Below are 14,771 nucleotides of genomic sequence, written 5' to 3'. Positions count from 1 at the left end.
CGGGTCGGCGCGGGCCGTACGCTGACCGCATGGCTCTCGGCTTTGTCCGCCCGGCCCGTCCCACCGAGGCCGGCGAGATCGCGCGCATCCAGATCGCCACCTGGAAGATCGCTTACCGCCGGATGCTACCCAGGCAGGTCCTGGAAAGCCTTGACCAGGAGTCGGTGACCCAGGCCTGGGCGGAGGCGGTGGCGTCGCCGCCATCGCGGCGGCATCGGGTGCTGGTGGCCGTCGAGCAGGCCGACGAATCCTATCTGGTGGGATTCGTGGCTTCCGGGCCGGCGGACGCTCACGCTACCGCCCCGGACGAGTCGGCGCTGGGCCCGGACGTCGCCGCTGTCACCGAGCTGCTGGTGGAGCCGCGTTGGGGCCGCCGCGGACACGGTAGCCGGCTGCTGGCCGCCAGCGTCGATCTGTGGCGCTCCGATGGCTACGACACCGCGGTGGCCTGGGCGTACGAGCAGGACGCGGCGACCGGGAAGTTTCTGCTCGGCGCCGGCTGGGCGCCGGACGGGGCGGTCCGCGCCCTTGATGTCGACGGACTGTTGGTGAACCAGCAGCGGCTGCACGTCGATCTGACCGCCACCGCCTGACGTGGTGGCCGACCTCTCGGTGGCCCAGGCCCGGCGGATCGCCTTGGCCGCGCAGGGCTTCGCCGACCACCAACCACGCGGCACGCCCGATATCCGGCATCTGCGCCGGGTGTTGGCCCGGACCGGGCTCCTCCAGATCGATTCGGTCAACGTGCTGCGGCGCGCCCACTATCTGCCGATGTTCAGCCGTCTGGGCGCCTACCCGACGACACTGTTGGACCGGGCCGCCTACCGCCGCCCGGCCGAGCTGTTCGAGTACTGGGGGCACGAGGCCTCCCTCATTCCGGTGGTCACGCAGCCGGCCCTGCGTTGGCGGATGGCCGCTGCCGCCGACCACGCCTGGGGCGGGATGCGTCGGGTCGCCCGCGAACAGCCGGAGCTGGTCGCCTGGGTGCTGGACGAGGTACGCGACAAGGGGCCGCTGACGGCGGCCGAGATCGAACACGACGTTCCCCGGGTCGCCGGCAACTGGGGCTGGAACTGGTCGGCGGTCAAGCAGGCGCTGGAGTGGCTGTTCTGGTCCGGACGCGTCGGCGTGGCCGACCGGACCAACAGCTTCGCCCGCCGCTACGACCTGCCCGAGCGGATCCTTCCGGCGGCTGTCCTGGCCGCCCCCACGCCGCCGGTGGGCGAGGCGATGCGGACTCTGGTCGGGACCGCCGCCCGGGCGTTGGGCGTCGCCACCGAGGCTGACCTGCGCGACTACTTCCGGCTTCCGACGGCCGCTGCCCGGGCCGCCGTTCGGGAGTTGGTGGAGGCCGGAACGTTGGCGCCGGTCCAGGTGGCCGGATGGCAGCCGCCGGCCTACCTGTACGTCGCCGCCCGCGCGCCCCGGACCGTGCCGGCGAGCGCCCTCGTCAGCCCGTTCGACCCGTTGATCTGGGAGCGGGCCCGCACTGAGCGGCTGTTCGGGTTCCGGTACCGGATCGAGATCTACGTCCCGGCCGCCAAGCGGCGGCACGGCTACTACGTGTTGCCGTTCCTGCACGACGAGCGGCTCGTCGCCCGTGTCGACCTCAAGGCGGACCGCCGGGCCAGCCTGCTACGGGTCCCGGCCGCGTGGATCGAGCCGGGGGAGGACCCCGGATCGACGGCGGCCGCGCTCGCCGCCGCGCTACGGCGGCTCGCCGACTGGCTCGGCCTGGGGGCGATCGTCGCTCCTGAAGCCGGCGATCTCGCGCCGACGCTCACGGCCGCTCTGCGCTGAGCGGCTGACCTGCGCTGAGCGGCTGACCTGCGCTGAGCGGTCCTGCCACCCGCGCGGTGTAACGTGGTGGCGGTGTCCGAATCGACGGTCGCCGCCCCTGCGCAGGCCCCCCACCCGCCCACCGGTGGGCGGGCGCCGTACGGTTCGCCGCCGCATCTCGACCCCCACTTCCCGTACGCGCCGCAGGGCCGGCTCGCTGGCTGGACGGCGCGGCTTTCCGCCAGGGCGCCGCGGTGGCTGGCCCCGGCCGGCGCCCTGGCCTGTTTCGGTGGCGCCGTGGCCTATGTGCTCGTGTCAGACCCGACCGACAGTCGGGCTGACGCCCTGCCCAGCTGCCTGCTGAAGTTCACCACCGGCCTGGACTGCCCCGGGTGCGGCGGCACCAGGGCTTTCTACTACCTCGTCCAGGGCAACGTCCCGGCCGCCGCCAGGCATCACGCCCTGTTCGTCTTCGCCGTGCCGTTCCTGCTCTACCTGTATGCCGCCTGGGCGACCCGCGCCGTGTTCGGCCGCCAGCTTCCGACGCCCACGTTCGGCCCGCGGGCGCTGGCGATCACCCTCGCTGTCACCGCGGTCTTCTCCGTCGCCCGGAATCTGCCCTGGTCGCCGTTCTCCTGGATGTACGTCTGACCGTTTCGCCCGAAGGCTCACCCGTCAGCGGTGTGACTGTGGCGATCGCCGCCGAGCCGCGCGAGGTCCGCCTTCGGCCCCGGGTAGGCTCGGCCGTCGACCCGAGACCGGGCGTCGACCTCGAAAGGAGCGCCTCGACCGTGTCTGAGATCGTCCCGCCGCAGGTGCGGCTCATCGGCTGGACCCAGTTCGCCCCGCCGGAGGACGTCCCGTGGTCCACCGACGCCGACGGCGGCCAGGCGCTCGCCGAGTTCGCCGGGCGGGCCTGCTACCAGTCCTGGAGCAAGCCGAACCCGGCGACAGCCACCAACGCCGGCTACCTCCGGCACATTCTTGAGGTCGGACACCTGTCGGTGCTGGAGCACGGCACGGTGAGCTTCTACTTCACCGGGGTGTCCCGTTCGTTCACCCACGAGCTGATCCGGCACCGGCACTTCTCCTACTCGCAGCTCTCCCAGCGCTACGTGCCCGAGCGCGACGCCGCGATGGTCGAGCCGGCGGTCATCGCCGAGGACCCGCAGCTGCACGCGAAGTTCCTGGCCGCCGCGCAGGCCAGCGTCGATGCCTACAACGAGCTGCTGGAGGGTCTGGAGGCGAAGTTCGCCGACGTCCCGAACGCCACGCTGCGTCGCAAGCAGGCCCGGCAGGCCGCCCGAGCGGTCCTGCCGAATGCGACCGAGACCCGGATCGTGGTTACCGGCAACTACCGCGCCTGGCGGCACTTCATCGCGATGCGGGCCACCGAGCACGCCGACGTGGAGATCCGGGAGCTGGCGATCGAGTGCCTGCGCCAGCTCCAGAAAGTGGCTTCGAACGTCTTCGCCGACTTCACCATCACCACCCTCGGCGACGGCACCGAGGTCGCGGCCAGCGCCTTCGCCTGGGAGTCCTGAGCGACCGGTCGGTCGGTCGGCGTCGTCCGATAGGTTGTCAACCATGACGCAACCGAATACGGAGCCGCCGACCGTCCTGTCGTCGCAGCCGCAGGCGCCGCCGTTCGGCCGCCTCATCACCGCGATGGTCACCCCGTTCCGCCCGGATGGCTCGCTGGACGCGGAGGCTGCTGCCCGGCTGGCCACGTTCCTGGTCGACGTGCAGGGCAACGACAGCCTCGTCATCAACGGCACGACCGGCGAGTCCCCGACGACCTCCGACGCGGAGAAGTCCGATCTGCTCCGGGCGGTCGTGGACGCCGTCGGCGACCGCGCGCGGGTGCTCGCCGGGGTCGGCACCAACGACACCACGTCCACGATCCGGCTCGCGCGCGACGCCGCGAAGGCCGGCGCGCATGGGTTGCTGGTGGTGACCCCGTACTACAACAAGCCGCCGCAGAGCGGCCTGCTGCGCCACTTCACCGCGGTCGCCGACGCCGCCGAGCTGCCGGTGATGCTGTACGACATCCCGCACCGGTCGGTCGTTCCGATCGCCACCGAGACCCTGGTCCGGTTGGCTGAGCATGAGCGGATCGTCGCGGTCAAGGACGCCAAGGGCGATCTCGCCGCCACTTCCTGGGTGCTGCGCCGCAGCGACCTGGCGATGTACTCCGGCGACGATGTCATGACCCTGCCGGGGCTGGCGATCGGCTGCGTCGGCGTCGTGGGCACTTCGACGCACCTGTGTGGGCGGCCGACCAAGCAGCTCATCGAGGCGTTCCTGGCCGGTCGGGTGGCCGAGGCCACCGACCTGCACCAGCGGCTGCTGCCGCTGCACACCGGCATCTTCCGCACCCAGGGCCCGATCCTGGTCAAGGCGGCCATGAACGCTCTGGGTCTGGCCGCCGGCCCGGTGCGGTCGCCGCTGGTGGATGCCACGGCGGCAGAGTACGACCAGCTGCGCGACGACTGCGCCGCTGCCGGAATCGACCTGCCGGAGGCAGCTGCATGATCGTCGCCCACCCTGAGCTGAGCCCGCCGCCCCCGCTGCCCGACGGCGGCCTGCGGATCACCCCGCTCGGTGGCCTGGGCGCCATCGGCCGCAACATGACCGTCTTCGAGCACGCCGGCAAGCTTCTCATCGTCGACTGCGGCGTGCTGTTCCCCGACGTCGACCAGCCCGGCGTCGACCTCATCCTGCCGGACTTCGCCCCGATCCTGGACCGGCTGGCCGACGTGCAGGCCATCGTGCTCACCCACGGGCACGAGGACCACATCGGCGCGGTGCCGTATCTGCTCGCCCACAAGCCCGACATCCCGCTGGTGGGTTCGCAGTTCACGCTGGCGCTGGTCGAGGCGAAGCTGGCCGAGCGGCGGATCCAGCCGTACACGCTGACGGTGACCGAGGGCCAGACGGAGAGCCTCGGGCCGTTCTCCTGCGAGTTCTTCGCGGTGAACCACTCCATTCCGGACGCGCTCGCGGTGGCGATCCGCACCACGGCCGGCCTGGTGCTGCACACCGGCGACTTCAAGATGGACCAGTTGCCCCTGGACGGCCGGCTCACCGACCTCAACGGGTTCGCCCGGCTCGGCGCCGAGGGCGTCGACCTGCTCCTGTCGGACTCCACGAACGCCGAGGTTCCGGGCTTCGTGACCCCCGAACGCGAGATCGGGCCGGTGCTGGAGCGCACTTTCGCCAAGGCCAGCGGTCGGATCATCGTGGCGTCGTTCGCCTCGCACGTGCACCGCGTCCAGCAGGTCTTCGACGCCGCGCAGCTGCACGGGCGCAAAGTGGCGCTCATCGGTCGGTCGATGGTCCGCAACATGGGTATTGCCCGTGATCTGGGACTGTTGCGTATCCCCAAGGGCCTGGTCGTCGGCATGGACGAGTTGATGACGTTGCCGCCGGAGCAGATGGTTCTCATGTCGACCGGCTCGCAGGGCGAGCCGATGAGCGCCCTGGGACGGATGGCCACCGGGGACCACCGCCACGTGACGATCGAGTCCGGCGACACGATCGTGCTGGCCAGCTCGTTGGTCCCGGGCAACGAGACGGCCGTGTACCGGGTGATCAACCAGCTCTCCCGGGCCGGCGCGACGGTGATCCACAAGGACGTCGCGAAGGTGCATGTGTCGGGTCACGCCCCGGCGGGGGAGCTGCTGTACCTGCTCAACATCGTCCGCCCGAGCAATCTCATGCCGGTGCACGGCGAGTGGCGCCACCTGCGGGCCCATGCCCGGCTCGGGATCGAGTCCGGTCTGGACCCGGACCGGATCGTGCTGTGTGAGGACGGCGACGTCGTCGACCTCGTGGACGGCCACGCTCGGCTCGTCGGCCGCGTGCGCAGTCGGTACGTCTACGTCGACGGGCTGGCGGTCGGGGACGTCAGCGAGTCTCTGCTCACCGAGCGCAGGATCCTCGGCGATGGCGGTTTCATCGCCACCACCGTCGTGGTGGATTCGGTCAACGGCAAGGTGGTTGGCGGTCCGACGCTGTCCACGAAGGGCTTCTCGGAGGACCCGTCGGCGTTTGATCCGGTGCTGCCGCTCATCACCGAGGCGCTGAACCGGGCAGCCCAGGACGGCATCACCGACCCGCACCAGTTGCAGCAGATCGTGCGCCGGACGGTCGGCCGTTGGGTGAACGAGGCCTACCGCCGCCGGCCGATGATCGTCCCGAACGTCGTCGAGGTGTGATCCGGCCGGTGGGCGGGGCGTGAACGCCCTGCCCACGGGTCGCGATCTGCGGTCATCCGGTCTTGTGCGTCCAGTGTGGCGCGGGTCACAATATGTTGACCCGCCCTGCGGGGACCGATAGCCCCGGAGGCCCCGATGGATGTTCGGGCGTCACGTCGTGTCATCTCCCTCCTGTCGTTTCTCCTTGTCGCTGCCACGACGGCCGTGGTCGCCCCAGCCTCAGCTTTCGCCGCCGCGTCCCCGACGCGGTACGTATCGCTCGGTGACTCCTACTCGGCGGGCGTCGGCGCCGGTGACTACGACGCCGCGTCCGGGTCTTGCCGGCGCAGCCGGCACGCCTACCCCCGCCAGTGGGTCGCCGCGCACGCCGGCGCCGTCGCCACCTACCTGGCCTGCTCCGGGGCGGACACCGCCACGCTGCTGCGGGACCAGGCGCCCGGCGTGCCCGTCAACGCGACGCTGGTCACCGTTTCGATCGGCGGCAACGACGTCGGCTTCGGCCAGGTGATCGCCGCATGCGTGGCCAGCGGCGAGTCGAAGTGCGCCAACGCCGTCAACACCGCCACCGGCAAGATCGAGAACGCGCTGCCGGCCCGGTTGGACGCCGTCTACCGGGACCTCCGGCGTCGCGCCCCGGGCGCCCGGCTGGTCGTCCTCGGCTATCCGCGTCTGTACGAGCTGAACATGGCCTGCGCCTCCGCTGTCAGCGCGACGAAGCGTCGCCGGCTCAACGGCGCCGCCGACGCGTTGGCGGCGGTCACCAAGGCCCGGGCCGAGGCCGCGGGAGCGGCGTTCGTCGATGTCCGCCCCCGGTTCGTCGGCCACGGCCTGTGCGGCGCCCCATCCTGGATCAAGGGATTGATCCGTGGCATTCCGCACGAGTCCTATCATCCGGACCGAACGGGCCAGATCAGCGGATACCTGCCGGCGCTCAGCGCCGCGGCCGGCTGACGGCCGGCGGACCGGCGACCGCGGACACGCATTCGGCGCGGCGTGTCGAGCACGGTTTACCGGCCCCGTTACGGTAGGCGGATGGCGGGCCGTACCTCTCAACCGAGCCGTCGCCGCACGCCCGCGGCGCGCGGGACGGCGACGCGCGCCGCCGGCACGGCGAAAACGTCCGCGACGACGCGCGCCAACGCCGCCCGGGGCAAGGGTCGGACACGCACCCCGTCCCGGGCCCGACGTTCAGCCGGCGGCGGTGTCGCCGCCGGCATGGGCCGCGCTGTCGGCGGGCTGTGGATGGGCGCCGCGCACGGCGTCGGCTGGTTGGCCCGCGGTGGCCGCGCCTCCGACGACGACACCGGCCCCGGCCTGGCCCCCGAACACCGCCGCGACGGCGCCGGCCTGTTCGTGCTGGGCCTGGCCATCCTCACCGGCATGGCGATCTGGTTCTCGCTGGCCGGGCCGGTCGGGCAGGTCGTCAACGACGGGGTCCGGCTGTTCATCGGGGAGATCGCGGTCGCTGTCCCGCTGCTGCTGCTGTACGGCGCCGCCCGCCTGCTGCGCGCCCCCGCCGAGCAGGAACCCCGGGGCCGCGGGCCGATCGGGTGGTTGTCGCTGGTCGCCTCGACGGCCGCGCTGCTGCACCTGGGCCGCGACCCGCAGGATCTCACCCAGATGGACGCCGCCGGCGGCCTGATCGGCCGGGCGCTCGGGGGAGCGCTGGAACGTCTGGTGACCGCCTGGGTGGCGGTGCCGCTGCTGGTCCTGCTGCTGCTGTTCGGCCTGCTCGTGGTCACCGCGACGCCGATCAACCGCATCCCGCAGCGCATCGCCGGGTTGCGTGATTTCCTCGGCCCGCCGGTCGACCCCGACGACGACCTCGACGACGATGACGACGACGTTCCGGCCCGCCGCCGCAGGTCCTCGCCCCGCCGCCGGCAGGCGGCCGCCATGGATGACTCGCCGACCGACGAGGCCGAGGTGCTGCACGACACCGTCGTCGTTCCCCGGATGGCGAAGCCCCCGAAGACCGCCGTCGCCCGCCAGCCGCCGCCGCCCCACTCGGCCCCGCCGGCCGAGGCCGAGCAGCTGTCGATCCACGCGGTCGTCGGCGACTACCGGCTGCCGCCGCCGGGACTGCTGGTCACCGGTCCGCCGGCCAAGACCCGCAGCAAAGCCAACGACGAGGTGATCGTCGCGCTCCGCAGCGTCTTCGAGCAGTTCGACGTGGACGCCGCCGTCACCGGCTTCACCCGCGGCCCCACCGTCACCCGGTACGAGGTCGAGCTGGGCCTCGGCGTGAAGGTGGAGCGGATCACCGCGCTGTCGCGCAACATCGCCTACGCGGTGAAGTCCCCGGACGTGCGGATCCTGAGCCCGATCCCGGGCAAGAGCGCAGTCGGCGTGGAGATTCCGAATGTGGACCGCGAGGATGTCGCGCTCGGCGACGTGCTGCGTTCGGCCGAGGCCCGCGCCGAGCGGCACCCGATGGTGGTGGCGGTCGGCAAGGACATCGAGGGCGGTTACGTCGTGGCGAATCTGGCCAAGATGCCGCACATCCTCATCGCCGGCGCGACCGGCGCGGGCAAGTCCTCCTGCCTGAACTCCCTGCTGGTCTCGGTCCTGGCCCGGTCCACCCCGGATCAGGTGCGGCTGCTGCTCATCGACCCCAAGCGCGTCGAGATGACCGGCTACGAGGGCATCCCGCACCTGGTGACGCCCATCGTCACGAACCCCAAGAAGGCCGCGGACGCCCTCGACTGGGTGGTCCGCGAGATGGACATGCGCTACGACGACCTGGCCGCGGCCGGCGTCCGGCACATCGACGACTACAACCGCAAGGTCCTGGCCGGCGAGGTGACGGCCCCGCCGGGCAGCGAGCGGGAGATCCGCCCGTACCCGTATCTGCTGGTCGTCGTCGACGAGTTGGCTGACCTCATGATGGTCGCCCCACGTGACGTCGAGGACGCCGTCGTCCGGATCACCCAGCTGGCCCGGGCGGCCGGCATCCACCTGGTGCTGGCTACCCAGCGGCCGTCGGTCGACGTCGTCACCGGCCTTATCAAGGCGAACGTGCCGTCGCGGCTGGCCTTTGCCACGTCGTCGCTGTCGGACTCGCGGGTCATCCTCGACCAGCCGGGCGCGGAGAAGCTCATCGGGCGTGGCGACGGCCTGTTCCTGCCGATGGGCGCCTCGAAGCCGCAGCGTATCCAGGGCGCCTGGGTCTCCGAGAAGGAGATCGCGGCGATCGTCAGGCACTGCAGGGATCAGCGGGAGCCCGAGTTCCGGCCGGACGTCACCACGGCCGTCGTCGATCCGAAGCAGAAGGTCGACGAGGAGATCGGCGACGACCTGGCCCTGCTCGTCCAGGCGATCGAGCTGGTGGTGACGTCGCAGTTCGGCTCCACCTCAATGCTCCAGCGCAAGCTGCGGGTCGGTTTCGCCAAGGCCGGCCGGTTGATGGACCTCATGGAGTCGCGCGGCATCGTCGGACCGTCTGAGGGCTCCAAAGCCCGCGACGTGCTCATCAAGCCGGATGAACTGGACGAAACCCTTGCCGCCCTCCAAGTCGGCGCCTGACCGGGCCCCGCCCGGGGCGTGAAGGGTGGCTGAGGCTGCCGGTACCCTCGTGTGGTGTCTGACTCCACTGCCTCCTCCGCGCCGGCCGGCCGCCGGGTCGCGCTGCTGACCCTGGGCTGCGCCCGCAACGAGGTGGACTCCGAGGAGCTGGCCGCCCGCCTGCACGCCGACGGGTGGCAGCTCAGCCAGGAAGCCGACGGCGCCGACGTCGTCGTCGTCAACACCTGCGGTTTCGTGGAGAAGGCGAAGCAGGACTCGATCGACACCCTGCTCGCCGCCGCCGACGGCGGGGCCCGGGTCGTCGCTGCCGGCTGCATGGCCGAGCGGTACGGTCGGCAGCTCGCCGACAGCCTCCCCGAGGCGTCCGCGGTGCTCAGCTTCGATGACTACCCGGACATCTCCGCCCGACTCGGCGCGGTGTTGGCCGGCGAGGAGCTGACCGCGCACGTCCCCCGGGACCGGCGCGAGCTGCTGCCGATCACCCCGGTGGCCCGCCGCGACCAGGCTGTTTCTGTTCCCGGCCACGGCGCCCGCACGATCGTCGACGATGCCACCCCCGCCCACCTGCGCCCGGTGCTGCGGCATCGACTCGTCGGCGGCCCAGTCGCCTCGTTGAAGCTGGCCAGCGGCTGCGACCGTCGCTGTTCCTTCTGCGCGATTCCCGCCTTCCGCGGGGCGTTCGTGTCCCGGACCCCGGACGAGCTGCTGGCCGAGGCCCAATGGCTGGCCTCCACCGGCGTCCGGGAGCTGGTGCTGGTCAGCGAGAACTCCACCTCGTACGGCAAGGACCTGGGCGACCCGCGCGCGCTGGAGAAGCTGCTGCCGCAGCTGGCGGCCACCGCCGGCATCGTGCGGGTGCGGGCCAGTTACCTTCAGCCGGCCGAGACCCGTCCCGGCCTGGTCGAGGTCATCGCCACCACGCCCGGCGTCGCCCCGTACTTCGATCTGTCGTTCCAGCACTCCGCCGAGCCGGTGCTGCGCCGGATGCGGCGCTTCGGCTCCACCGATCGCTTCCTGGAACTGCTCGCCTCCGCCCGTGAGCTGGCGCCGGACGCCGGGGCGCGGAGCAACTTCATCGTCGGTTTCCCCGGCGAGACCCGCGCCGACGTGGCCGAGCTGACCCGCTTCCTCACCGCCGCCCGGCTGGACGCCATCGGCGTCTTCGACTACAGCGACGAGGACGGCACCGAAGCCGCGACGTTGGACGCCAAGGTCCCGGCGGCCACGGTCCGCCGCCGCTACGACCGGCTGCTGTCGCTGAGCGAGGAGCTGTGCGCCCAGCGGGCCGAGGACCGGATCGGCTCGCTCGTCGAGGTCCTCGTCGACGCCGTCGACGCCGACGCGGACGCGGCCATGGGGGTGGAGGGTCGGGCCGCCCACCAGGCGCCCGAGGTAGACGGGGCGACGACGCTGGTGGCCAGCGGCGCGGGGGCGCCTGGCCGGGTGGAGCTGGCGGCGCTGCGTCCCGGGGATCTCGTCCGGGCCCGGGTCACCGCCACCGAGGGCGTCGACCTCGTCGCCGTCCCCGTCGAGATGATCGACGCGGCGGTCCGACCGTGACCGGGGGCACAGAGCTGGCGTCGTCCGGCCGAGTGCCGCCGTTGCTGAATCCGGCCAACGCGCTCACCGCGCTGCGGCTGCTGCTCGTCCCGGTGTTCATGCTGTTCGTAGCCATCTCGGAGATGGTCTCGCCGGGTTGGCGGGTGGCGGCCTGCCTTACCTTCGGGGTGGCCTCGGCCACCGACGCCGCCGACGGTTGGATCGCCCGTCGTTACGGCCTGGTGACCTCGTTCGGCAAGGTCGCCGACCCGATCGCCGACAAGGCCCTCACCGGCGCCGCGCTGGTGCTGCTGTCGGTCTACGACCAACTCCCCTGGTGGGTGACGCTGACGATCCTGGTCCGTGAGTGGGGCGTGACGGCGCTGCGGTTCTGGGTGATCCGGCACGGCGTCATCGCGGCCAGTCGTGGCGGCAAGGTCAAGACGATGCTCCAGTTCGCGGCGATCGCCTGGTACCTGTGGCCGATGCCGTCGGCGCTGGCGGCGGTCGGGCCGTGGCTCATGGGCGCGGCGGTCGTCGCCACGGTCGTCACCGGCGCCGACTACGTCGTCCGGGCCTGGCGTCTACGGCGCATGGCCCCGGCGCGGTGACCGCGCGGTGACCGACGGCCGCGCGGCGATCGCCGCCGCGCTGCTGGGCGGGCGCGGCGAGACAGTCGCCGTGGCCGAGTCCCTCACCGGCGGCCTGCTCAGCGCCGCACTGGTGGCGGTGCCCGGGGTCAGCGCCGTGTTCCGGGGCGGGGTCGTCGTCTATGCCACCGATCTCAAGGCGTCCCTGGCCGGTGTGCCGGCGCCACTGCTGGCTGAGCGTGGTCCGGTGGACCCGGACGTGGCGCTGGCTCTCGCGCGGGGCGTGCGCGCCCGCTGCGCGGCGGACTGGGGCGTGGCGACCACCGGCGTCGCCGGACCGCGGCCGCAGGGCGACGCGCCGGTGGGCCTGGTCTATGTGGCGGTGGCTGGCCCCCGGGGCGCCGTGGTCCGGGAGCGCCACCTCGACGGCGGTCGCGCGGAGATCCGCTCGTCAGCCGTCGAGGCGGCGCTGGCCCTGCTCATCGACGCGGCGCGCGCGGCCTGACCCGCTGCCCGCCGCGACGCGCTACCGGGCCCGGTCCGGCGTCGCTGTCAGCTGGCGCCTTTCCAGTCGACGAGTTGGACGATGACCCCGTTGGGGTCCTGGACCTGGAACGACCGCTCCCCCCAGCCCTCGACCGTCAACGGCATGGTGATGGCCACGCCTTCGGCCTGAAGCCGGGCCAGCTCGCCTTCGAGGTCATCGACGACGAATGCCACGATCACCCCGGCGGCGTGGGTGTCCCGTTGATCGACGGGCAGGGTGGGCAGCCCGCGCCGCAGGTAGGCGACGTTCATGCCGGCGTCGTCGCGGGTCAGCGAGGCGAAGCCGTCGGCGGCCATCTCCTCCCGGAAGCCGAAATGGCGGATGAGGAAGGCGCTGGACGCGGGGACATCGTCGACGGTGAGCGCGACGGCGGCTGATGTGATCTTCATGCGGCTCCTTCGAGTCGGACAGGTATCTCGTACATGGTACGTCGTACATCGTACGACTGCCACTGCGTGCGGCATGCGCGACAATGCTGTCGTGGCGAACGAACGCACTGGCGCCGGCGACCCGGCCCGAACCCTGGCCCTGCTCTGGCGCGACCGCGCAGCGCAGTCGCCGCGCGGCCCGCGGCGCGGCCTCAGCGTCGATGCCGTCATCGCCGCCGCCACCGAGCTGGCTGACCGCCACGGCCTCGGCGCGCTCACCATGCGGGCGGTCGCCCAGGCGCTCGGCGCCGCCCCGATGACGCTCTACACCTACGTGCCAGGCAAAGCCGAGCTGATCGATCTCATGCTCGACGCCGCGTACGCCCGCATGCCCCGGACCGAGACCGCCGGAGCGCCCTGGCGGCGACGGCTCACCGCCGTCGCCGACGACAACCGCGCGCTGTTCGCCGCCCACCCCTGGGCCGCCGCCGTATCCACTGCACGACCGACCCTCGGACCCGGGGCCATCGCCAAGTACGATCACGAGCTGTCCGCACTGGAGGGCCTCGGGCTCACCGACGTCGCCATGGACGACTGCCTCACCCACCTGCTCACGTTCGTCCAGGCCAGCGCCCGGGCCAACGCCGAGGCGGTCGCCCTGCGGGCCGACACCGGCCTCGACGACCAACAGTGGTGGGACGCCGCCGGCCCGCTGCTCGCCCAGGTCCTGGACCCGTCCGCCTACCCGCTGGCGACCAGGGTCGGGGCCGCGGCCGGCGCCGCCCACGGGGCCGCCCACGACTCGGATCACGCCTACCGGTTCGGGCTCGCGCGGGTGCTGGACGGGCTCAGCGCGCTCATCGACACCGAACCGCCGATCGCGGACCCGGCGGGGATGGTGTCGCGCCCGGCCGGAAGCGGTACGGTTACCTGAAGCCCGAGGAGGTGCGATGGTCCTGCTGCGACGAGTGATCGGCGACGCGCTGCGCTCCCGCCGGCAAGGGCAGCACCGGACGCTGCGCGAAGTGTCCACCGCGGCGAACGTCAGCCTCGGTTACCTGTCCGAGATCGAGCGTGGCCAGAAGGAAGCGTCCAGCGAGCTGCTGTCCGCGATCTGCGAGGCGCTCGGCGCCCGGCTCTCCGAGGTGCTCGGCGAGGTCAGCGACACAGTCCGCGTCGCGGAGCAGATGCAGGGGCTGCTCGTGCCCGTCGGCGGCGACGGGGCGATCGCCGCGGGCCCGCCGCCGGCCAAGGCCGAGGCCACCGCGTCGGTACGCCGTGAGCCCCCGTTGACGCCGGGCATGCGTCCGGCCAGGGTCTCCCGCTCCCGTCAGCCACAGGTCGCCCACGCAGCCTGAGCCACAGCTGCCAGCTGGGCCGAATGCGCGCCACGGCCGCCGTGCCGAGCTACGGCGCAGGTTGGCAATGCGGGCACCAGTAGCAGACGCGTTCGCCCTCGTCGTCGCGGCGGATCGTGACGCCGCAACGACGGCACGGCCGGCCAGCCCGCCCGTACACATAGGTGGTCTCGCCCCGGCGCAGTGATCCGGTGGTGCTACGTGTCGCCCGGCCCGCGTTCGCCCGCAGCAGTGTGTGGGCCAGCGCCACCAGGCCAGCGGGGTCGGGCACGTCGCCGATCGGTGTCCACGGCCAGACGCCACGCAGGAAGAGCAGCTCAGCCTGGTAGACGTTCCCGATGCCGGCCAACCGCCGCTGATCCAACAGCGCTGCCCAGGCCGGCGTCAACCCGGCGGCGACGAGCCGCCGGGTCGCCTCCGCGGCGTCCCAGTCGTCGCCGAGCAGGTCCGGACCCAACGCCCCCACCAGCTCCGCCTCCCGCGCCGTCGGCGCCAATGCCAGATCGTGCAGGTGGTAACCGACCGCGCATACCCCGGGGGCGCGCAGGACCGCCCGGATAAGATGCGCCGGCCCGCCACCCCAACGCTCGCCCTCGGCGAACACCCGCCAGCGACCGTCCATCCGCAGGTGACTGTGCAGGGTCACCGTGCGACCATCGTCGGCCCGCAGCCGTAGCAGCAGCCGCTTGCCCCGGCTGACTACCCCGGTCACCGTCCAGCCGGTCAGGTCGACCGTGGCCAGCGACGGCACCCGCAGATCAGCGCCGGTCAGCACCTGACCGGCCAGGGCGTCCGACAGGGCCCTGGCAGCGCGGAACACAGTGTCGCCTTCGGGCATCCAACCA

At 72.4% G+C, this 14,771-nt stretch carries 15 protein-coding genes; 13 read left to right on the top strand and 2 right to left on the bottom strand.

Annotated elements, in window-relative coordinates; all coding sequences use genetic code 11:
• Window positions 1-29: 29 nt before the first annotated feature.
• The 11 genes from ABD287_RS03370 to ABD287_RS03320 all read left to right on the top strand — a co-directional run bounded on the left by ABD287_RS03370 (window position 30) and on the right by ABD287_RS03320 (window position 12,158).
• Entirely contained in the window at window positions 30-593 is a 564-nt protein-coding gene (locus ABD287_RS03370; protein ID WP_344168008.1) for a GNAT family N-acetyltransferase, read from the top strand.
• Window position 594: 1 nt separating this feature from the next.
• Window positions 595-1,800: a winged helix-turn-helix domain-containing protein gene (locus ABD287_RS03365; RefSeq protein ID WP_425565494.1), complete on the top strand. Its 1,206-nt coding sequence runs from the start codon at window positions 595-597 to the stop codon at window positions 1,798-1,800.
• A gap of 72 nt (window positions 1,801-1,872) precedes the next feature.
• On the top strand, window positions 1,873-2,430 hold the full coding sequence (locus ABD287_RS03360) for a DUF2752 domain-containing protein (RefSeq protein ID WP_344168004.1): 558 nt from the start codon (window positions 1,873-1,875) through the stop codon (window positions 2,428-2,430).
• Window positions 2,431-2,570: 140 nt separating this feature from the next.
• Entirely contained in the window at window positions 2,571-3,323 is a 753-nt protein-coding gene (gene thyX / locus ABD287_RS03355; protein WP_344168001.1) for an FAD-dependent thymidylate synthase, read from the top strand.
• Between the two features lie 43 nt (window positions 3,324-3,366).
• Window positions 3,367-4,314 carry a 4-hydroxy-tetrahydrodipicolinate synthase gene (gene dapA / locus ABD287_RS03350; protein ID WP_344167998.1) on the top strand — a complete coding sequence of 316 codons (948 nt, stop codon included), beginning with the start codon at window positions 3,367-3,369 and terminating at the stop codon, window positions 4,312-4,314.
• Window positions 4,311-5,999, top strand: a complete 1,689-nt coding sequence (locus ABD287_RS03345) for a ribonuclease J (RefSeq protein WP_344167995.1) — start codon at window positions 4,311-4,313, stop codon at window positions 5,997-5,999. Before dapA ends, ABD287_RS03345 begins: the two co-directional genes overlap by 4 nt.
• A 135-nt stretch (window positions 6,000-6,134) precedes the next feature.
• On the top strand, window positions 6,135-6,950 hold the full coding sequence (locus ABD287_RS03340) for an SGNH/GDSL hydrolase family protein (RefSeq protein ID WP_344167992.1): 816 nt from the start codon (window positions 6,135-6,137) through the stop codon (window positions 6,948-6,950).
• Between the two features lie 81 nt (window positions 6,951-7,031).
• Window positions 7,032-9,524 carry an FtsK/SpoIIIE family DNA translocase gene (locus ABD287_RS03335; protein WP_344167989.1) on the top strand — a complete coding sequence of 831 codons (2,493 nt, stop codon included), beginning with the start codon at window positions 7,032-7,034 and terminating at the stop codon, window positions 9,522-9,524.
• 54 nt (window positions 9,525-9,578) lie between these two features.
• Window positions 9,579-11,084, top strand: coding sequence for a 30S ribosomal protein S12 methylthiotransferase RimO (rimO, locus tag ABD287_RS03330; RefSeq protein ID WP_425565493.1), 1,506 nt, complete (start codon window positions 9,579-9,581; stop codon window positions 11,082-11,084).
• Entirely contained in the window at window positions 11,081-11,674 is a 594-nt protein-coding gene (gene pgsA / locus ABD287_RS03325; RefSeq protein ID WP_344167983.1) for a CDP-diacylglycerol--glycerol-3-phosphate 3-phosphatidyltransferase, read from the top strand. Before rimO ends, pgsA begins: the two co-directional genes overlap by 4 nt.
• Before the next feature lie 7 nt (window positions 11,675-11,681).
• Window positions 11,682-12,158: a CinA family protein gene (locus tag ABD287_RS03320; protein WP_344167980.1), complete on the top strand. Its 477-nt coding sequence runs from the start codon at window positions 11,682-11,684 to the stop codon at window positions 12,156-12,158.
• A 47-nt stretch (window positions 12,159-12,205) separates the two neighbouring features.
• Here ABD287_RS03320 and ABD287_RS03315 read toward each other — a convergent pair whose 3' ends face one another.
• Entirely contained in the window at window positions 12,206-12,589 is a 384-nt protein-coding gene (locus tag ABD287_RS03315) for a VOC family protein (RefSeq protein WP_344167977.1), read from the bottom strand.
• A gap of 91 nt (window positions 12,590-12,680) precedes the next feature.
• Between ABD287_RS03315 and ABD287_RS03310 the strand changes: the two genes are divergently transcribed.
• Window positions 12,681-13,502: a TetR/AcrR family transcriptional regulator gene (locus ABD287_RS03310; RefSeq protein ID WP_425565492.1), complete on the top strand. Its 822-nt coding sequence runs from the start codon at window positions 12,681-12,683 to the stop codon at window positions 13,500-13,502.
• A 16-nt stretch (window positions 13,503-13,518) separates the two neighbouring features.
• A complete protein-coding gene (locus ABD287_RS03305) occupies window positions 13,519-13,926 on the top strand; it encodes a helix-turn-helix domain-containing protein (RefSeq protein ID WP_344167971.1) in 408 nt (135 codons plus the stop codon).
• A 49-nt stretch (window positions 13,927-13,975) separates the two neighbouring features.
• Here the strand turns inward: ABD287_RS03305 and ABD287_RS03300 are convergent, their stop codons facing one another.
• Window positions 13,976-14,764, bottom strand: coding sequence for a DNA-formamidopyrimidine glycosylase family protein (locus ABD287_RS03300; protein WP_344167968.1), 789 nt, complete (start codon window positions 14,762-14,764; stop codon window positions 13,976-13,978).
• Window positions 14,765-14,771: the final 7 nt, after the last annotated feature.

Origin of the sequence: Pilimelia columellifera subsp. columellifera (genome assembly GCF_039532605.1) — a bacterium.
Taxonomy (GTDB): domain Bacteria; phylum Actinomycetota; class Actinomycetes; order Mycobacteriales; family Micromonosporaceae; genus Pilimelia; species Pilimelia columellifera.
This window is presented reverse-complemented; position numbering and strand designations above follow the sequence as displayed.